Below are 17,389 nucleotides of genomic sequence, written 5' to 3'. Positions count from 1 at the left end.
GTTTAATTACAACCCCATTGCCCGACACCGCGCAATCCCATATTAACGGGATACACCCCTGCGGAGCCGCCAAATGCGCCTGATCTTTGCCAGCATAACCCTGTTTGCCTTGAGCGCGTGTTCAATCCAAGACAACCGCAGCGATTACGAATACCCAGCTGCTTCTGATGTCTCTGGCGCTAAATGGCCAGATTTGGCCATTACTGCCGAACTCGAATCTGCGGGCCAATCTGTTTCGGATGAAGCCACAGAAAACCAAACAGACGCAGATCGTTTGGCTGCGCGGGCCGTTGCGTTGCGCGCACGGGCGGCACGCTTGCGTCAACAGGTCGGAAATTAACCCATCCCTTTTTGTGAGCGGTGAAGCTAACCGCCCGAGCGATTTATCTCTGGTTAAAAGTCGCGTGTTAAAGCGCCAATCACATTGCACGCCCCGCGCTGTTCCTTTAACACATCGGCCAAACCAAGCTGCATTAAAAAGGGCCTTTCCATGACCAAATCACTTCGTCTCGGCATTGCTGGCCTTGGAACCGTTGGCGCGGGTGTCATTAAGATCGTACAACAAAATGCGGCGCTGCTCACAGCACGCTCTGGCACATCAATCGAAGTGACCGCCGTCTGCGCTCAGTCGCGCAGCAAAGACCGTGGTGTCGACCTGTCCACATACGCATGGGAAGACGACCCCGTTGCGCTGGCCAAACGCGACGATGTGGATGTGTATGTGGAACTCATGGGCGGCGAAGACGGCCCTGCCAAAGCCTCTGTCGAAGCGGCCATCGCCGCAGGCAAACATGTGGTAACCGCCAACAAGGCGCTTCTTGCGCATCACGGTCACGCACTGGCTTCTGCTGCCGAAACTGCGGGCATCTCTTTGCGCTACGAAGCAGCCGTTGCAGGGGGCATCCCCATCATCAAAGCCCTCACCGAAGGGCTCGCGGGGAACAAGATCGAACGGATTATGGGCGTTATGAACGGCACCTGCAACTATATCCTAACGCGCATGGAACATTCCGGCCTGCCCTACGCTGATATCTTCGAAGAAGCCAACCAGCTTGGCTATCTCGAAGCAGACCCAAATCTCGATGTGGGTGGAATTGACGCCGCGCACAAACTGGTGCTGCTGTCCTCCATTGCCTATGGCACCCAAGTGGACTTCGCCTCTGCACAACTGCAAGGCATTGGCGAGATTTCCATCGACGACATTACCGCAGCCAAAGACATGGGATACCGCATCAAGCTGCTCGGCCTATCGCAAATGACAGACAAGGGTTTGGAGCAAACCATGCAGCCTTGCCTCGTCCCATACAACTCCCCTCTGGGTCAGCTCGAAGGCGGCACAAACATGGTCGTGGTCGAAGGCGACAATGTGGGCCAGATCGTTTTACGCGGTGCAGGTGCTGGCGAAGGGCCAACTGCCTCCGCTGTTATGGGCGATGTGATGGACATTGCGCGCGGCATCACAATCCCAACCTTTGGCATCCCAGCGGCACAACTCACAAACGCCCCCGCCGCGCAGTCCACTACTCCCTCTGCCTATTACATCCGCATGAGCCTGCGCGATGCACCTGGTGTGCTTGCAAACATCGCCAAAGCACTGGGTGATGCGGGCATTTCAATAGACCGCCTGCGCCAACAAAACCACACAGGCGACAGCGCTCCGGTTTTGATCGTCACACACCCCACCGAACCGTCCAACGTCGACAAAGCTTTGGCCGCAATCGCCCAAAACAGCGATACCACCAGCGCCCCAATCGCCCTGAAGATTGTCGAGGTTTAAGTGCGATCCCAACCACTCTTCTTGGCCTAAACATCCAAAGAAAAAACCCCGCAACGCGCGCTGCAGGGGCAATCCATCCGTAGGGCGGGCTTCAGCCCGCCTTTATCTTCGCTGCCCTTATCCAGCCACAGCCTCGCGCATATGGGCAAAGTGCTTGTCCCACCCATCATCCAGCGCAGACATTAAGCCAAAGGCCGCCTCACCCGCTGCCTCGATGCCTGTGTGGGTCAGCTTAATTCGCGTCCCACCTTCAACCGCATTCAACTCCCACAGCAACTCGGTCATCACACCACCAAGGGGCGCGATGGTGAACGACTGGCGCAAACGGTTGGGCGCGGACATTTCCAGCACCTCGCCCCAGCACCGCTTTGCGCCCTCTTCTTCACGACTGTAAAGCGTATACTCCGCCCCTTCCTCAAAATCCGCATCCGTTTTGAAAAACCACTGCTCCAGCTTTTTCGCTTCTGTCAGAAATCCCCATGCGGCCTCAATCGGCACACCCAAGAAAACTGTCTTTTCAATTGCTGTCTCATTCATCGTTAAAGTCCTTTTCTGCGGCGGCTTTCAAAGCGGCCAGTTTGTTGTCCCAGAACCGATCAAAGAATTTCAGCCAGCTTTCCAATTGTGAAAATCCCTCCCGGTTCAACGCATTCACCTTTTCGCGGCCCTGTTCGCGCACCTTGATCAACCTGCCTTTCTCCAGCAGGGTCAGATGCTTTTTTACACCTGTGCGGGACATCTCAAACTGATCGGCAACCTCTGCAATGGTCATCTCCCGTTCGCACAACAGGGATAAAATTTGTTGTCGCGTCGGATCGCCCAAAGCTTTGAACGTGGCGGTTGCGTCTGTTATTTGGGCTGTCATTTTTTCCTCATATGAAACCTAAAGGTGTCGTAATTAATAACACCTAAAAGTGTCATGTCAAGACAAAGAAAAACCCCGCAGCCATTTAGGCCACGGGGTTTAATTCATGTAGGGAGCGCAGTCAGTGCGCACCATTGCCGTTTCAGTGCAGTTTATCGCCTACGTCCGCGATTGCGGCGTCGATCAGGCTACCTGCGTCTTTCGCAGTCATGCCTTTGGCGATCACATCGCTCGCAGCAGCAACAGCCACGGATGCAGCCGTATCGCGTACTTCTTTCACCGCAGATGCTTGGGCAGATGTGATCTGATCCTCAGCGGCTTGCAGACGACGCGCAATAGAGGTTTTGATGTCCTCTTTTGCTTGTTCCGCTGCCGCTTGCGCTTCGGATTTGGCATTTGCCACGATCTGTTCTGCTTGCGCAGCCACTTCTTTTTGCTTGCGCTCATACGTGGCCAAGATGGACTGTGCTTCTTCGCGCAATGCACGGGCTTCGTCCAACTCGGACTGGATCCCCTCAGCGCGCTTGTCGAGCAAGCCAACAATCATGCCAGGCACTTTGAAATAAATCAAAACACCGATGAACAGAACAAACGCAATGGCAACAACAAAGTCTGTGTTGCCAAGGCTGAAGAATGGGCCGCTTGCCGCAAAAGCAGGTGTCGCACCAAGAACAAACGCAGGAAGAATGTATTGAACTTTCATCGCCCTTATCCTTTCAAACGTGCAGCAACTGCCGCTTTGACTGTTTTGGCATCCGCCGCACCTGGCATAATCGCTTTTACGATTTCTGCCGCTGTGTCGTTCGCCACATCTTTGACGGCTGACATTGCGTTGTCGCGGATCTCTTTGATCGCCACTTCGGATTCGGCAGACTTCGCTGCAATCTCTGCGTCTGCTTTCGCGATGGCGGCATCCAGATCTTTCTGAATGTCAGCACGCGCTTCGGCAACGATCTCGGCCGCTTGGGCACGCGCATCGACCAACGCTTGATTGTAGGCGTTTTCTGCTTCAACAGCTTGGGCTTTCATCGCCTCAGCTTTGTCCAGATCGCTTTGAATCGCGCCATGACGCTCGGCTAAAACCGAAGCAATCCGTGGCAGAGCGATACGGCTCATGATCAAGAAGACCACAACCATAGTGACAACCAACCAGAAGATTTGATTGGAATACCAATCAAAACACAACTGCGGCATACCCAAGGCACCACCCGTTTCGGGATGGACACATGCGCTCACAAATTCGTTTCCAGTTGCCATAGCAACCTCCGTTTAATTCAAGAGAACCGAGAGCAGGCCACAGGCCCACTCTCACTCAATTCAGCTTGTCTTAAACAGCAAACATCAGCAGCAAAGCAACGAGGAACGAGAAGATCCCCAAAGCTTCAGCAAACGCGATACCGATGAACATCGTCGCAGTTTGGCCAGCAGCCGCAGATGGGTTGCGCAGAGCGCCTGCCAAGTAGTTGCCTACCACGTTGCCCACACCGATTGCCGCACCGCCCATGCCGATACATGCAAGGCCTGCGCCCATCAGTTGACCCATTTCTGTGATGTTACCTTCGATTGCCATTGTGCTTCTCCTTAAGATTTTAATGACGTAGATTGATTACTCGGACTTAGTGGGAAGGATGCAGCGCATCTTTCAAATACACACAAGTCAGAATGGTGAACACGTATGCCTGAATACAGACAACGAGCATTTCGAGCGCGTAGATCGCTGTGATCGCCAGAATGGATGCTGGCGCAATCCATGTAACAACCGCGAAACCCGCGAATACTTTGATAACTGCGTGACCCGCCATCATGTTGCCTGCCAAACGAATGGAGTGGCTCACAGGGCGCACGAAGTAAGAGATAATTTCGATCAGCGCGAGGATTGGACGCAAAGCCAATGGCGCAGAGGATACCCAGAACATCCCCAAGAACCCCAAACCGTTCTTGGCAAAGCCGATCGCAGTCACCGCCAAGAACACCGCCATCGCCAAAGTTGCAGTAACCGCAATGTGAGATGTGGATGTGAATGACATTGGCAACAGACCAATGATGTTCGCCACAAGAATAAAGATGAACAGGGTAAAGATGTAAGGGAAGTACGCCAAACCGTCTTTGCCTGTTGTATCTTCAATCATCTTGTGGATGAAACCGTACAGAACTTCCGCAATGGACTGACTGCGGGATGGAACAATCGCGCGGCCCCGTGTGCCCAAAACCATCAGAACGATAATACAAACCACAGACAACGCCATCCAAAGCGTCACGTTTGTGATTGTAAATGTTCCAACCAGACCACTGTCACCAAACAGCGGCTTGATCAGGAATTGGTCCATCGGGTGAATGTTGAGGCCTGAGCCACCTTCTTCTGTCGCCACGATACGTGTCCTTCATCTCGGGCGGAGCATTTGCTCCGAATTAATCAGTCGTGCGTTTCCGCGTTCTTTTTGGCGATTTCCTCGGCAGATCGCATCATCGCACGAACCCCGCCAGCAAACCCCAGCAATGTAAAAATGATCAGGAAAACTGGCATGGTCCCAAATGCGACGTCCAATCCGTATCCCAACCCGAAACCCAACAGCAATCCTGCCACCAGCTCCGTAACCATCCGCCAACCTGCTTGCGCTTGGCTCAGGTGATGCTCTTCGACAGGTCCAGGCTCATTCGCCCGTCGCTTCTCTGCAAGCTTCGCCTCAAGAGCGTTCAATCGATCTGGGTCAGGGCCATCAGTCATCTGTCGGCCTCCTTTTCCAGCCGCAAAAACGCCGCTTTGGACAGTTGCGCGGAAAATAGCAGGGGTTAGATCAGAGTCAACGAGTTATAGGCACGCTAAGTTACTGTTTTAATGCCATATTTCAAACTGCGACACACTGACAACCTCAAAATTATCAGATTCCAGAGACAATCAGTTTATTCAACGATTTGGTTGAATAAACAGAACTTGGTGCAACATTCTCTGCGCAGAACCGTCTAAACCAGACCCGCTAATTTGGCGAAAGGATCGCGATTGGCATCTTTGTGCCATTCATATTCACAACTGATGGCCATGATTTCGGCCACTTCCATACCATATAGGTCCGCCAAAACGGCCAGTGTCATATCCATGCCCGCCGACACCCCAGATGACGTGTAAAACTTACCATCGCGCACCCACCGTGCCTCTTTAACCCAATCCACCTTGGGTGCGTGGTGGACCGTTGCCGTGAAATCCATCTTATTCGTCGTCGCACGTCGCCCGTCCAAAACACCCGACATGCCCAGAATAATCGTTCCCGTACACACGGCCAAAACCCGCTCCGCCTTGGCCGAAACATCTTTGATCCACTTCAGCATCTCATCCGATATGCATTCCTCCAACGCAGAATCACCGCCAGGAATCAACAACACATCATACGCATCGCTTTGCGCAATCGTTGCATCCACTACAATCCGTTGCCCATGCACGCTGGCAACCGGTTCGGGGCGTTCTGCCACCGTCACCACTTTTACCTGCTCCCCCATGCCACCCAGCATTTCAATGGGCCCAAAATAATCCAAGGTTTCAAAACCTGGAAAAACCAACGCGCCAACTGTTCTCATCTGTAAATCATCCTCAAATATATGGGCAAACCCCACGCCGACCAATTGGCCCAAATCGTTAAAATGGCAAGGGACCGCCGCTATCCCAACGCCCGTTGAAACCCAGCCACCACGGCGCCCAACATCAAAATCGCCCCTGCGGCCAGCAAACCATATCCGATATTGCCAAACGCATCGCCGATCACACCCGCAGCAATCGGCCCAATGCACTGCCCCACCGCAAAAATCACTGTGTAAATCCCCATCAACCGCCCCCACGTGTCAGGTGGATTGTTCTGGCGGATAAAACTGGTGATGGATGTGGGCGGCATAAACACCGACAGCCCGAACAAAATGGACGAAGCCACCAACCCAATCATCGTTGGAAACACAACAGGCAACACGCTGCCAACGGCCACACACCCCAACGTCACAGCCATGGGCAGCCCACTGCGATACCGCCCGATCACACCGCGCCACACAAAACTCGATGCAATGGTTCCAACGCCGACGATGGACCAGACCAAACTCACCGTCCACGGGCTCGCCCCAAGCGTTTTCAAAAACGCGCTCAGGAACGTCAAATACACGATATAGCCCACGGCAAAACTGAAATAGGCCACCATAGAAAATCCCATCGGCAACAGCCGTTCAGGCGGTGCATCTTCGGCCTGTCGCACAGGGGTTTTCAACTGCCTCGCTGCCCACAATCCGATGGGCAACATCAAAACGCTTACAGCCCCCATCGCCAACCACGCGGTGGGCCACGCGCTGGCCCCTTGGCTGGCAAAGAAATGCGGAAACGCCAAGGCGCTCATCACCATGCCGAGCCCACCCCCGCCAAAAGCCAAAGCAATGGCCATAGCGTTTTTCTTTTGATCCGCGCCGTAAAGATTGCTCGCCAACGCCCCAACCGCGATAAACACAGGGGCGGCAAAAGCCCCACTGCCGAACCGCCACAACGACATCCACCAAAAATCCCGCGTCAGACCACTGGCGATCAACGTCACTGTGGTCAGCACAATCCCCCACGCATACAGCCGCTCTTGCGCAAACCGCGCCACCAGCCACACGGTTGCCACTGCCCCCGCCAAATACCCAATGGCATTTACCGTACTCAACCACCCAGCCTGACTATAGCTCCACGCCAAATCCGTCTGCATCGACGGTAGGATCAATCCATAAGCAAACCGCCCAAATCCACTGCTGATACAAGCCCCAAAAGCGAGGCCGAGCAGGACTAGCAATCGTTTGCTTTGATCGCTCATGGTCTACCCCTGCACAAACCGCGTGCCCGCCAGCGGCGGTGGTGAAACCCCACCTGCAAAACACTGTGCGATGTCCATCCAGGCCCGCGCGCCGTGACCCAAGCACTGCAAATTCGTATCCGTCCAATGCCGCGTTTGCGTCACCGCTTGGGCAAACCCAACAGCAGACCCCACCACACGATCATCGCTTTCTTCCCCAAACCTCCAAATCGCCCCGCTCGGTGCGGTCAGTTCCAAAAACGGCATCGCATTTGGCACATCCAATCCGCGCACAGCATAAGCCCAGCCAAAGGTATTCACCCCCAGCACGACGATATTTTTAATCCGATCCGTCTCAACACGCGTAACGCCCAGCACATCAAACACTTCATGCCCATGGGCCCAGGTTTCCATCTGCCGTGCTGTGATGCTTGATCGCGCCGACATGCTCGGCCCTGCCCAGGCCAACCGCGCCTTCGGGTCTGCCTTCGCAAACCCATCCGCCACGTCTTCGGATAAGGCACGCCACGCCTCAAACAAAGCTCGCCCCTTTAAGTCGCCGATCCACGGCCGCTGCGCATCAATCATTGATCCACCCGCCTGCATCACCTTGGTCATATCCGCGAAAAAGCTGTGAAACGCCTCATCACTGTCCAGCGCGAGCGCGGCTGCATGGTTAAAGATATGCAAATGCCCCAACACATCATCAATGGTCCATCCTTTGAACTGCGTCGGCGTAAAGAAATCCGCCTCTGCCAACGGCTCCAACACCTCCGCCAACACGCGGCTTTCGCGCCGAAAATCCTCTGCTTGTTGCATGTGATACCCTCCTCGCGCAGCCCTTGGGACCGGGGCCAATACCCCAAAGCTACTTTCGTTCGTCAAAGATCATTAGGCACACTGGCGACAGGGAACGCAACGGCACGCTTCTCGTTCACCTCCGATTTGCCGTAGGGTTTCACAAACAAAGGACGCAGCCCATGACAGACATCACTGGCAAAACCGCATTCATCACAGGGGCCGCTTCGGGAATTGGCCTTGCACTCGCCAAACGCTTCACCGCAGCAGGTGCAAATGTCATGATGGCCGATATCAATGCGGATGCGTTGGCCGCCGCTCAAAAGACAGTCATCGGGACTACGGCCACCGTAGTTTGCGACGTGGCCGACCCAACCTCGGTCAAATCAGCTGCCGACGCCACGCTTGCAGCTTTTGGCGCGGTTCATATCATCGTCAATAACGCAGGTGTCTCCACCGCAGGCAAACCTGGCAACGTGCCACTATCAGATTGGCGCTGGGTCATGGATATCAATCTTATGGGCGTGGTGCATGGTGTTGAAACCTTCCTCCCCATCTTGCGTGATCAGGGAACAGGCGGATATTTCATCAACACCGCCTCGATGGCAGGTCACTTGGCAGCAGAAGGCATGGGGCCCTACAACGCCTCCAAATTCGCCGTGGTAGGCTACTCCGAAACTTTAGCCCAAGAACTGGCACGCGAAAAAATCGGCGTTTCCATACTTTGCCCCGCTTGGGTAAAAACAGGAATTGCAGATGCCTATAAAAACCGCCCTTCTGGCTTTGATGCAGATGACACCGCACAACATATGGCGGTCGAAGCTGTCGCCAATGGCATCAACGCAGATGTGGTCGCAGATTGGACCTATGATTGTATGATGGCCCGCCGCCTTTATATTTTCACCCACCCGCATTTCCACACGTTTCTCGATCAGCGCAAAGCCCTGCTCGACGCAGACGCCACCGCAGCCGCCGCTGATCCGCGTTTTGCCAAACCAACGGGCTGACAAACCGAATTTCGCAGATATAGTCCCCACAAACAGGGACAGAAAAAATGCAAAAACCAATCGTCGTCATCGGTGCAGGAATGGTGGGCGTTTCCACCGCCATCTGGCTGCAACGGGCGGGCCAGCGCGTGATCCTGATGGATCGTGGCAAACCTGGTATGGGTGCATCCTACGGCAACGCAGGCCTGATCGCGCAATGGGCCGTGGTCCCTGTCAACACGCCAAGCCTTTGGAAAGACACGCCAAAATACCTAATTAACCCAAACAGCCCATTGTTCCTGAAATGGACCCACCTGCCCAAAATGCTGCCATGGATCGCGAAATTTATGAGCAATGCCAACGCGGCGGACGCTCAGCGCATGGTCGACAATTTAATTCCCATCCTCACCGATGCGGTGGATCAGCACAAATCGCTGGTACGTGACACCCCGCTGGAACACTGGATTACCAATTCCAAATTCTCCTATGCCTACCCAACCCATGCGGATTTTAAACACGATGCCTACAGCTGGGACATGAAACGCCACGCGGGGTTCACGCCCACTGTGCTGACGGGCAAAGACGTCCAAGATGCCGAACCCATTCTTGGCCCTGCCACAGGCTGCCTCGCAGTGCTCGAAGGCCAAGGCCACATAACAAACCCCGCGCAATACATCACCGAAGTCGTCGCCCATTTCACCGCACAAGGCGGCGAATTTCTTGAAGCCGAAGTCCAAGATTTTACCAAATCAAACGGTCGCATCACACAGATCGAAACCGCCATAGGCCCCATTGAATGCACCCACGCCGTCATCACCGCTGGCATCTGGTCCAAAGACCTCATGCGCAAACTCGGTCTCAGCATCCCCCTTGAAACCGAACGTGGCTATCACGTGATCTATAAAAACCCGTCACAAATGCCCGACGATCCAATGATGATCGCAAAGGGCAAATTCGCGGTTAATCCGATGGATATGGGGCTACGCTGTGCGGGCACGGTTGAACTTGGGGATCACCATGCTGGCCCATCAAAGCAACCCATCAAGCTCCTAAAACGTTACGCCGCCGAAGTGTTCCCAGCCCTAGAATATTCGGAAACCGAAGAATGGATGGGCTTCCGCCCTTCAACTCCAAACAGCACCCCGCTGATTGGTGAAATCGGGGACACGGGAATTTTTACTGGCTTCGGTCACCAACACGTTGGCCTCACCGCTGGCCCCAAAACAGGCCGTATCCTCGCCCAAATGATCACAGGCGATGCCCCAAACATCGACTTAACACCCTACGCCCCAGCACGGTATCTGCGCTAACCTTCATCTGGCCTTACGTCGCCGCGCGGCGTGGCCCTATTCCCTGCCGACCTTCGCCACCTAAGCTCCTTTAAACCAAAACAGGAGCCTCCCCATGACACGTTGGGCCGTCATCTTCAAAGACACTGCAGAAATGCTCTCGATCAGAGCCCGCAAAGACCTGCGCGACGCGCATGTGGCCTTTGCCAAAGCACACCCTGAACTTTTGATCGGCGGCGGTTTAAAACCTGACACAAACCAAGCTTTCTGTGGCGCCTTATGGATTGTTGAGGCGGATACCAAAGCAGACGTCGAAACCCTCATCCAAAAAGATCCCTTTTACGTTCCCGCTCACAGAAGCTTTGAGATTTTCACGTGGGGTAAACTGCTCGAAGACCAAACCGCTACGCTTTAACCGCTTCTTCAGCGATCCGTTCCAACACCCGCATCGCATCCACTTCGCGCCCATCAGGTACAAAAATATGATCGTGATAAAACCCCGCCACAGGGTTCACGCCCATACCCTCTTTGGCCAGTTCCGTTGCGATCACCGCCATAAATCCCACGGCCTCTAGCGACGAATGCACGTCCAGCGTGATCATGCGGCTTGGAAATTCAAACTCTATCCCATGGGCCTCTGCCTCTTCGCGCAGGCAAATCACGGTTGTGCCTTCGGCTTCCTCAAACACCATTCGCGTGGCCAATCCTTCTGGCACGCGTTTGACCGTCGCAAAGACAAAAACGCCGTCAATTAACGTACCTTTCAAACCGCGCATCAACGCGCCCAGATCCAGTTCACCGCTCATCGCTGCCCCGCCCATGCTATAGCATCATCCATCCGATCATTGCCCCAAAACACCTCTCCGTCTGACGTGGTGAAACTCGGCGCGCCAAAGATACCCGCATCCTGCGCCGCGGCTGTGTTGGCTTTTAAAGCATCCTTCACGGTCTGATCCGTCATAGCGCGTTCCACAGCCGCGGCCCCATCAATGCCCAACGTCTCCAGCACATCCACAGACGTTCTCGCATCCGCCAGCGCCTTACCCTCCACAAACTGCGCCAAATAAACGCCGCGCACAAAATCCGCCTGCCAGTCCTGCCCAGCGCCCAGCGTCGCCACTCGTGCTGCAAGCAACCCATTCCCAGGAAACACATCTGGTTGTTTGGCCACGGGCAGCCCATATTTCACACACTCCCGCGCCATATCACGCCACATGTATTCACCCTTCACGGGATAAACATTGAACGGCGAGTCCGTGAGTCCTTGCGCTGCAAATATCGGCCCCAGCAAAAATGGTTTCCACTCCACCGCAACCCCTGCCGCGCCCGCCACATCTTCAATCCGCAAAGCAGACAAATAAGAATAAGTCGAGGCAAACTCAAACCAGAACGTCAGCTTTTTCATGCAACCACCAACGGTTCAAACACCGCCCGCGTTGCCTCAGGCATCGGCGTCGGCTTATGCCCTTCGCGGATCACATGCACATGCACAAATGTGCCATCGGCCGCCGCCACTTCGGCATCACCACGAAACAACCCGATTTCCCAGATAATCGAAGAACCGCCCAGCTTTGACACCCGCATCCCAGCATTCACCACGTCGGGATACATGATATCCCCATGATACCGACATCCCGTCTCCGCCACGATGAACGCATGCTCAGCCTTAAACTTCAGCACGCCCATTTCCATCATCCAGCCGTTAATCACCGTATCAAACAACTGGTAATGAATGCCGTTGTTCATATGCCCGTAAATGTCATTGTCATGCCAACGTGTCGGCACGGATCGAAACAACGGGTACATATCGCGCGTGCTTGGGGGTTTCCGTGTCATCAGTATGCCGCCTCGTATATTTGCAACGCCGCCGCTTCATCCACTTCGCGCGGATTGTTCACCAACAGCCGCGTTTGGTTCATCGCATCGCGCGCCAGCATCGGCAGCGCGTCGCGCTCAATCCCCACTTCGCGCAGGCCTTGTTGCAAACCGCACCGCTTGGACAAGTCTTGCATTTCTTCGGCAAACGCCGCCGCTGCTGCCTGCGTGCCCATGCCCGCCATCTCGGGAAATACAAAAGGGGCTATTTCCGCATACGGTGTCGGCGCTGTCACCGCATTGAAACGCAGAACATGGGGCAGAACCAACGCATTGGACAACCCATGGGGCACTTTGTAGTGCCCCCCAATCGGATAGGCGAGCGCATGAACCGCAGCCACCGGACTATTGGCAAACGCCTGCCCCGCAATCATTGACCCCAATAAAATATCGGCCCGCGCATCCCGATCATCCCCATCCTGAACTGCACGTTCCAACGCCCCACCCATCAAACGCAATGCCTCGCACGCCAGATTGCGCGAAATCGGATTGTTGTTCGGGCTCACGCTGGCATAGGCCTCAATTGCATGCACCATCGCATCAATTCCCGTTGCTGCCGTAATGTGCGGGGGCAAACCATAGGTCAGCTCAGGATCAAGCACTGCTACATCTGGCAGGATCACAGGGGACACCACCCCCATTTTCTCGCTCGCGCCTGTGGTCACAATCGACACCATCGTCACTTCGGACCCTGTTCCGCTTGTCGTGGGCACAAGGATCAGCGGCAAACGCGGCCCCTTCACATTCCCCACACCATAAATTTCGGCCAGCGTTTCCTTCCCCAACGCCAAAACCGCAACCAATTTCGCCACGTCAAGCGATGACCCGCCACCAAGCCCGATGATCCCCTCAACCTTACCCAACCGTGCCATTTCCACAGCAGAATGAATAATCGCCTCAGGCGGGTCCGCTTGCACATCAGGAAACACCACCACGTCAAGCCCAGCGCTTTCCAATATTTCCACCGCTTGGGCCACCATTCCCAATTCCACAAGGCCAGGATCACTCACCAGCATCACACGCCTGCCCATGGTGGCACGCGCCATTTGGCCCAATTCAGCAATCTTACCCGCGCCAAATTGAATGCTCGCAGCGGTGTTAAAAACAAACGGCGTCATGAAACTCTCCCCACGTCTTGGCGCCATCCTTGCCGCTCGCCTCTCCAACTTCAAGCCTGCTGCATCAAAAAACGCCACGTCGAAGTGGACACGCGGCCCGCCTTGGCCTCTAATCCATCAAAACAGAAACGGGGAATTTGACATGATTGCAACCGCGCTCGCCGCCCAAACCGCTCGCATTGGCACCGAAACAGGCCTGTCTGAATGGGTGACTATTGATCAAAACCGCATCGATGTTTTTGCCGAAATCACCGATGATCCACAATGGATTCACACTGATCCCGTCCGCGCCGCCGCCGAAACCCCCTTTGGCGGCACCGTCGCACATGGCTTCTTGACCCTCTCCATGGCCTCCAAATTCGCCATCGAAACCTTCGACAAATTCGAAGGCCAGACCATGGGCATCAACTACGGCTTTAACAAAGTCCGCTTTCTGTCACCTGTCTGCGCAGGGGACCGCATCCGTGGGCGCTTTAAGCTCAACTCCGTGCTGCAAAAATCTGAAACTCAATTGCTGCAAGAACACGGCCTCACCATCGAAATCGAAGGCAAAGACACCCCCGCCCTCATCTGCCAATGGCTTGGCATGGCGGTTTTTGAGTGACAAACTGATAGCTAATATCAGGTAGGGCGATCTCCAGCCCGCTAAAGTCACTTACACACCCCCAACAGGCAGGGCGCGCAGCGCAGTGGTCGCGCGCCAAACCGCCTCCTCCACGGGCTCAATCACATCCACCTGTTCAGCAATCGCTCTCAAAGCGGAGTTGTTGTCTTCTTTTGTCCAAAAATATCCAATTCCCAACCGCGCCCAAACCCCCTATACCCCGCTGGCATGAGCACAAATCCACCAAACCTCCGCCCTGACCTCGCCCCGAAAGCCAAGATATCGGAGCCTGCCCGCCCAAATCAGCCAAAAATCGGCATGGTCTCTCTCGGCTGCCCCAAGGCGCTGGTGGACAGTGAGCGCATCCTCACCCGATTGCGCGCCGAAGGCTACGCCATCAGTCCCGACTACGACGGTGCAGAAGCGGTGATCGTCAACACCTGTGGCTTTCTCGACAGCGCCAAAGCGGAATCCTTGGATGCCATCGGCGAAGCGCTCACGGCCAATGGTCGCGTCATCGTCACAGGCTGCCTTGGTGCGGAACCCGATTACATCCGTGAACATCACCCGCAAATCCTTGCCGTCACGGGCCCGCATCAATACGAACAGGTGCTGGACGCCGTTCACACTGCCGTGCCGCCCAACCCCGATCCTTTCGTTGATCTGCTGCCCGCGCAAAACGTCTCGTTGACCCCGCGCCATTACAGCTATCTGAAAATCTCCGAGGGCTGTAACCACAAGTGCAAATTCTGCATCATCCCAGATATGCGCGGACGGCTCGCCTCTCGCCCTGCCCACGCCATCCTGCGCGAAGCGGAAAAGCTGGTGGACGCAGGCGTCAAAGAACTCCTCGTGATCTCCCAAGACACCTCCGCCTACGGGCTCGACCGCCGCCACGATATGAACCCTTGGAAAGACGGCGAAGTCCGCTCCCACATCACCGATCTGGCCCGCGAACTTGGCACGCTCGGCGCCCAAAATGAATTGTGGGTCCGCCTCCACTACGTCTACCCCTACCCGTTCGTGCGCGACCTGATCCCGATCATGGCGGACCCGTCAAACGGCCTGCTGCCTTACCTCGACATCCCGTTTCAGCACTCGCATCCAGACGTGCTGAAACGCATGGCCCGCCCCGCCGCGAGCGCCAAAACCCTTGATGAAATCGCCGCATGGCGCGAGATTTGCCCCGACATTACGCTCCGCTCCACCTTTATCGTCGGCTACCCAGGAGAGACCGAGGCTGAGTTCCAACACCTGCTTGATTGGCTAGACGAAGCCCAGTTAGACCGCGTCGGCTGCTTCCAATACGAAAACGTAGACGGCGCGCGCAGCAACGCCCTGCCAGATCACGTGGACGCCGAAGTCAAACAAGACCGCTGGAACCGCTTCATGGAAAAATCACAAGCGATATCCGAGGCGAAACTGGAAGCCAAAGTCGGCACCACGATGCAAGTCATCGTAGACAGCGTAGAACACGACGGAGCCACCTGCCGCACGATGAGCGATGCGCCCGAGATCGACGGGAACCTATTTATTGATGAAGGGTTTGAAGGGTTGAACGCTGGCGATTTGGTTAGCGTTGAAGTTGATGAAGCAAGCGAGTATGATTTGTGGGGAAAGTGTTTACTTATCAAGGAATAGTTCGTTTGCAGTTTAAAAGTATTTCAATAAATGACTTAATTATTAATCCCAACAACGATCGCCATGGGCCGACCCTTTCCGAGGAGAGCGCTATTGATTGGCTATTTGCCAATAAAGCGACAGAAATGAGGAACCTTGCAAAACGAATAGCAAAATCTAAGCGGGTATTTGACAGCCCTCTTGTATTGAAACACGGCAACAAGTTCATCGTAAAAGACGGCAATCGGCGAACAACTTGTGTCAAACTGATTCATCAACCAAGCAAAGCTCCTGAAAAGTTCAGAACTTTTTTTGAAGTTTTGAATAGCCAATGCTCTGAAGAGTTGTCGCTGAATTTAGTTTGTCAGATTGAACAAGATGAAGAAGTCGCCGACGAAATAATCGGTCTGAGACACAACGGGACTCAAAACGGCGCAGGCCAAGTCAACTGGGGAACCCGTGAAAAAGCCAACCATGCAAATAGAATCAAGGTCAAATCCGATTATTCTTGGGCACAAAAAGTAGAAAACTTCCTTGTTTCCGAAGGGTATCCCAAACAAGCTAGTTCGATCAAACGCTCAACCTTGGACAAAATTCTAGACACTAAAGCCCGAAGAAAGCGTGTTGGCTTGTCAGAATACGAAGATGGTCGCTTAAAGTCTGAAAATACTAAAGAGAATACACTTCGGTTTTTACTAAAATTAGTCGACGATATGCTGTCTGGTGATTTGACATTGAAAGACTTGTTAACCTCGGAAGACAAAAATAACTATTTGGATGTTTTGGCTTCTCAAGGATACCTCCCAAATGAAACTAGTGAACTGCCTGAAAGTGATGACAACTCGTCAAATGATCAGAACAGTGACGATACTGGCACATCAAGCGAGGAGAGTGGCGCATCCGAAAATAGTGAAAGCGAAGCCTCTGAAAACGAGAATGATGATGACAGTAGCACTGGCAGTGGGAAAGCACCAAAGTCCAGAGACACGTTGATACCAAGAAAAATCAACTACCATTTTCATTGGCATTCAGGACAAAGCAAACTAAAATTGTCATGGGAGCAGTTACAATACCATTTGAACTTTAAAAAACACAAAATCTCTATCGCGGTTATGATGAGATTGCTGTTAGAATTGGCTGCTAAAGGCTATCTAGGAAAAAGTCATATTTCTTCCAAAGGAACATTACCTAAAGATCTAAAAGAAGTTGCAAAATCGCTATTTAATTTCAAAGAAATTGACAAAAAAACATTCGATGACATCTGTCGAGTTCTAGACGATAAGCAAGCGGTGATTTCAGTTGAAAATCTACAGCGCGTTCTTCACTCACAAAGTCAAATTCCGGCAAGCGACGACCTTATGTCTATGTGGGATTGCCTCGAACCTTGATTGTAAAAGCAATTAAAAAATACCAATAGCGCTAACAAAAGGCCCGCGCCTGTCCCCAGGAGGGCGCGTCCCACTCCCCAGCACCAAGCACACCTCCATCAAAGCACCCTCCCATGGGGGATTGCTCTCAGGTTTTGTTCCCAAACCCATGCCACATCGATGGGTCAGCTTCCCGTGTTTTGTTCCAAAACACCGCAACGACGCAGCCCCATCCGTAGGGTGCGCATTCATTGCGCACCGTCCTCCGCCCCAAGCCCCCCTATGCCGCGCGGA

At 54.0% G+C, this 17,389-nt stretch carries 22 protein-coding genes; 8 read left to right on the top strand and 14 right to left on the bottom strand.

Annotated features, from left to right (window positions below; translation table 11 throughout):
• The first annotated feature begins 73 nt into the window (after nucleotides 1-73).
• Nucleotides 74-340: a hypothetical protein gene (locus QBD29_RS05610; RefSeq protein ID WP_280100332.1), complete on the top strand. Its 267-nt coding sequence runs from the start codon at nucleotides 74-76 to the stop codon at nucleotides 338-340.
• 150 nt (nucleotides 341-490) lie between these two features.
• A complete protein-coding gene (locus QBD29_RS05605; RefSeq protein ID WP_280100331.1) occupies nucleotides 491-1,777 on the top strand; it encodes a homoserine dehydrogenase in 1,287 nt (428 codons plus the stop codon).
• Nucleotides 1,778-1,894: 117 nt separating this feature from the next.
• On the opposite strand, the gene QBD29_RS05600 is transcribed toward QBD29_RS05605, so the two are convergent.
• The 10 genes from QBD29_RS05600 to QBD29_RS05555 all read right to left on the bottom strand — a co-directional run bounded on the left by QBD29_RS05600 (nucleotide 1,895) and on the right by QBD29_RS05555 (nucleotide 8,257).
• Entirely contained in the window at nucleotides 1,895-2,314 is a 420-nt protein-coding gene (locus QBD29_RS05600; RefSeq protein ID WP_280100330.1) for an SRPBCC domain-containing protein, read from the bottom strand.
• Complete coding sequence (locus QBD29_RS05595) at nucleotides 2,307-2,642, bottom strand: metalloregulator ArsR/SmtB family transcription factor (RefSeq protein WP_280100329.1); 336 nt, start codon at nucleotides 2,640-2,642, stop codon at nucleotides 2,307-2,309. Before QBD29_RS05595 ends, QBD29_RS05600 begins: the two co-directional genes overlap by 8 nt.
• A gap of 142 nt (nucleotides 2,643-2,784) precedes the next feature.
• Nucleotides 2,785-3,345, bottom strand: coding sequence for a F0F1 ATP synthase subunit B (locus QBD29_RS05590; RefSeq protein ID WP_280100328.1), 561 nt, complete (start codon nucleotides 3,343-3,345; stop codon nucleotides 2,785-2,787).
• A gap of 5 nt (nucleotides 3,346-3,350) precedes the next feature.
• Entirely contained in the window at nucleotides 3,351-3,899 is a 549-nt protein-coding gene (locus tag QBD29_RS05585; RefSeq protein ID WP_280100327.1) for a F0F1 ATP synthase subunit B', read from the bottom strand.
• Nucleotides 3,900-3,969: 70 nt separating this feature from the next.
• Entirely contained in the window at nucleotides 3,970-4,206 is a 237-nt protein-coding gene (locus QBD29_RS05580; protein WP_280100928.1) for a F0F1 ATP synthase subunit C, read from the bottom strand.
• Between the two features lie 52 nt (nucleotides 4,207-4,258).
• Entirely contained in the window at nucleotides 4,259-5,011 is a 753-nt protein-coding gene (locus QBD29_RS05575; RefSeq protein ID WP_280100326.1) for a F0F1 ATP synthase subunit A, read from the bottom strand.
• Between the two features lie 44 nt (nucleotides 5,012-5,055).
• On the bottom strand, nucleotides 5,056-5,367 hold the full coding sequence (locus tag QBD29_RS05570; protein ID WP_280100325.1) for an AtpZ/AtpI family protein: 312 nt from the start codon (nucleotides 5,365-5,367) through the stop codon (nucleotides 5,056-5,058).
• A gap of 236 nt (nucleotides 5,368-5,603) precedes the next feature.
• Nucleotides 5,604-6,212 (bottom strand): DJ-1/PfpI family protein, encoded by a 609-nt coding sequence (locus QBD29_RS05565; RefSeq protein ID WP_280100324.1) that lies wholly within the window; start codon nucleotides 6,210-6,212, stop codon nucleotides 5,604-5,606.
• 80 nt (nucleotides 6,213-6,292) lie between these two features.
• Complete coding sequence (locus QBD29_RS05560) at nucleotides 6,293-7,459, bottom strand: YbfB/YjiJ family MFS transporter (protein WP_280100323.1); 1,167 nt, start codon at nucleotides 7,457-7,459, stop codon at nucleotides 6,293-6,295.
• 3 nt (nucleotides 7,460-7,462) lie between these two features.
• The gene (locus QBD29_RS05555) at nucleotides 7,463-8,257 is read right to left on the bottom strand and encodes a TIGR03084 family metal-binding protein (protein WP_280100322.1); all 795 of its coding nucleotides are present in this window, start codon (nucleotides 8,255-8,257) and stop codon (nucleotides 7,463-7,465) included.
• A gap of 161 nt (nucleotides 8,258-8,418) precedes the next feature.
• Between QBD29_RS05555 and QBD29_RS05550 the strand changes: the two genes are divergently transcribed.
• From QBD29_RS05550 to QBD29_RS05540, 3 genes are all read left to right on the top strand, one after another.
• Nucleotides 8,419-9,243, top strand: coding sequence for an SDR family NAD(P)-dependent oxidoreductase (locus QBD29_RS05550; protein WP_280100321.1), 825 nt, complete (start codon nucleotides 8,419-8,421; stop codon nucleotides 9,241-9,243).
• A gap of 47 nt (nucleotides 9,244-9,290) precedes the next feature.
• Nucleotides 9,291-10,532, top strand: coding sequence for an FAD-binding oxidoreductase (locus tag QBD29_RS05545; protein WP_280100320.1), 1,242 nt, complete (start codon nucleotides 9,291-9,293; stop codon nucleotides 10,530-10,532).
• A gap of 94 nt (nucleotides 10,533-10,626) precedes the next feature.
• On the top strand, nucleotides 10,627-10,926 hold the full coding sequence (locus tag QBD29_RS05540; RefSeq protein WP_280100319.1) for a YciI family protein: 300 nt from the start codon (nucleotides 10,627-10,629) through the stop codon (nucleotides 10,924-10,926).
• Here the strand turns inward: QBD29_RS05540 and QBD29_RS05535 are convergent.
• Genes QBD29_RS05535 through QBD29_RS05520 form a run of 4 tightly spaced genes read right to left on the bottom strand, consistent with a single transcriptional unit; the run spans nucleotide 10,916 to nucleotide 13,504 of the window.
• Nucleotides 10,916-11,317, bottom strand: a complete 402-nt coding sequence (locus tag QBD29_RS05535) for an ACT domain-containing protein (protein WP_280100318.1) — start codon at nucleotides 11,315-11,317, stop codon at nucleotides 10,916-10,918. The genes QBD29_RS05540 and QBD29_RS05535 overlap by 11 nt on opposite strands.
• The gene (locus QBD29_RS05530; RefSeq protein ID WP_280100317.1) at nucleotides 11,314-11,916 is read right to left on the bottom strand and encodes a 2-hydroxychromene-2-carboxylate isomerase; all 603 of its coding nucleotides are present in this window, start codon (nucleotides 11,914-11,916) and stop codon (nucleotides 11,314-11,316) included. Before QBD29_RS05530 ends, QBD29_RS05535 begins: the two co-directional genes overlap by 4 nt.
• Nucleotides 11,913-12,347, bottom strand: coding sequence for a thioesterase family protein (locus QBD29_RS05525; protein ID WP_280100316.1), 435 nt, complete (start codon nucleotides 12,345-12,347; stop codon nucleotides 11,913-11,915). The genes QBD29_RS05530 and QBD29_RS05525 overlap by 4 nt, the downstream gene beginning before the upstream one ends.
• Nucleotides 12,347-13,504 (bottom strand): iron-containing alcohol dehydrogenase, encoded by a 1,158-nt coding sequence (locus QBD29_RS05520; RefSeq protein WP_280100315.1) that lies wholly within the window; start codon nucleotides 13,502-13,504, stop codon nucleotides 12,347-12,349. Before QBD29_RS05520 ends, QBD29_RS05525 begins: the two co-directional genes overlap by 1 nt.
• A 142-nt stretch (nucleotides 13,505-13,646) precedes the next feature.
• Between QBD29_RS05520 and QBD29_RS05515 the strand changes: the two genes are divergently transcribed.
• From QBD29_RS05515 to QBD29_RS05505, 3 genes are all read left to right on the top strand, one after another.
• Nucleotides 13,647-14,108, top strand: a complete 462-nt coding sequence (locus tag QBD29_RS05515; RefSeq protein ID WP_280100314.1) for a MaoC family dehydratase — start codon at nucleotides 13,647-13,649, stop codon at nucleotides 14,106-14,108.
• A gap of 228 nt (nucleotides 14,109-14,336) precedes the next feature.
• Nucleotides 14,337-15,749: a 30S ribosomal protein S12 methylthiotransferase RimO gene (gene rimO / locus QBD29_RS05510; RefSeq protein WP_280100313.1), complete on the top strand. Its 1,413-nt coding sequence runs from the start codon at nucleotides 14,337-14,339 to the stop codon at nucleotides 15,747-15,749.
• Entirely contained in the window at nucleotides 15,728-17,116 is a 1,389-nt protein-coding gene (locus tag QBD29_RS05505; RefSeq protein ID WP_280101030.1) for a hypothetical protein, read from the top strand. The genes rimO and QBD29_RS05505 overlap by 22 nt, the downstream gene beginning before the upstream one ends.
• Nucleotides 17,117-17,389 lie beyond the last annotated feature (273 nt).

The sequence above is a fragment of the Amylibacter sp. IMCC11727 genome (assembly GCF_029854195.1).
GTDB lineage: Bacteria > Pseudomonadota > Alphaproteobacteria > Rhodobacterales > Rhodobacteraceae > Amylibacter.
Note: the sequence above shows the minus strand (reverse complement) of the source record. Positions and strands in the feature narration are given on the sequence as shown.

Excerpts from the sequence above, each read along its gene's own strand:
- QBD29_RS05610 (WP_280100332.1), top strand. The coding sequence starts at position 74 with ATGCGCCTGATCTTTGCCAGCATAACCCTGTTTGCCTTGAGCGCGTGT.
- QBD29_RS05605 (WP_280100331.1), top strand. The coding sequence starts at position 491 with ATGACCAAATCACTTCGTCTCGGCATTGCTGGCCTTGGAACCGTTGGC.
- QBD29_RS05600 (WP_280100330.1), bottom strand. The coding sequence starts at position 2,314 with ATGAATGAGACAGCAATTGAAAAGACAGTTTTCTTGGGTGTGCCGATT.
- QBD29_RS05595 (WP_280100329.1), bottom strand. The coding sequence starts at position 2,642 with ATGACAGCCCAAATAACAGACGCAACCGCCACGTTCAAAGCTTTGGGC.
- QBD29_RS05590 (WP_280100328.1), bottom strand. The coding sequence starts at position 3,345 with ATGAAAGTTCAATACATTCTTCCTGCGTTTGTTCTTGGTGCGACACCT.
- QBD29_RS05585 (WP_280100327.1), bottom strand. The coding sequence starts at position 3,899 with ATGGCAACTGGAAACGAATTTGTGAGCGCATGTGTCCATCCCGAAACG.
- QBD29_RS05570 (WP_280100325.1), bottom strand. The coding sequence starts at position 5,367 with ATGACTGATGGCCCTGACCCAGATCGATTGAACGCTCTTGAGGCGAAG.
- QBD29_RS05565 (WP_280100324.1), bottom strand. The coding sequence starts at position 6,212 with ATGAGAACAGTTGGCGCGTTGGTTTTTCCAGGTTTTGAAACCTTGGAT.
- QBD29_RS05560 (WP_280100323.1), bottom strand. The coding sequence starts at position 7,459 with ATGAGCGATCAAAGCAAACGATTGCTAGTCCTGCTCGGCCTCGCTTTT.
- QBD29_RS05555 (WP_280100322.1), bottom strand. The coding sequence starts at position 8,257 with ATGCAACAAGCAGAGGATTTTCGGCGCGAAAGCCGCGTGTTGGCGGAG.
- QBD29_RS05550 (WP_280100321.1), top strand. The coding sequence starts at position 8,419 with ATGACAGACATCACTGGCAAAACCGCATTCATCACAGGGGCCGCTTCG.
- QBD29_RS05545 (WP_280100320.1), top strand. The coding sequence starts at position 9,291 with ATGCAAAAACCAATCGTCGTCATCGGTGCAGGAATGGTGGGCGTTTCC.
- QBD29_RS05540 (WP_280100319.1), top strand. The coding sequence starts at position 10,627 with ATGACACGTTGGGCCGTCATCTTCAAAGACACTGCAGAAATGCTCTCG.
- QBD29_RS05535 (WP_280100318.1), bottom strand. The coding sequence starts at position 11,317 with ATGAGCGGTGAACTGGATCTGGGCGCGTTGATGCGCGGTTTGAAAGGT.
- QBD29_RS05530 (WP_280100317.1), bottom strand. The coding sequence starts at position 11,916 with ATGAAAAAGCTGACGTTCTGGTTTGAGTTTGCCTCGACTTATTCTTAT.
- QBD29_RS05525 (WP_280100316.1), bottom strand. The coding sequence starts at position 12,347 with ATGACACGGAAACCCCCAAGCACGCGCGATATGTACCCGTTGTTTCGA.
- QBD29_RS05520 (WP_280100315.1), bottom strand. The coding sequence starts at position 13,504 with ATGACGCCGTTTGTTTTTAACACCGCTGCGAGCATTCAATTTGGCGCG.
- QBD29_RS05515 (WP_280100314.1), top strand. The coding sequence starts at position 13,647 with ATGATTGCAACCGCGCTCGCCGCCCAAACCGCTCGCATTGGCACCGAA.
- rimO (WP_280100313.1), top strand. The coding sequence starts at position 14,337 with ATGAGCACAAATCCACCAAACCTCCGCCCTGACCTCGCCCCGAAAGCC.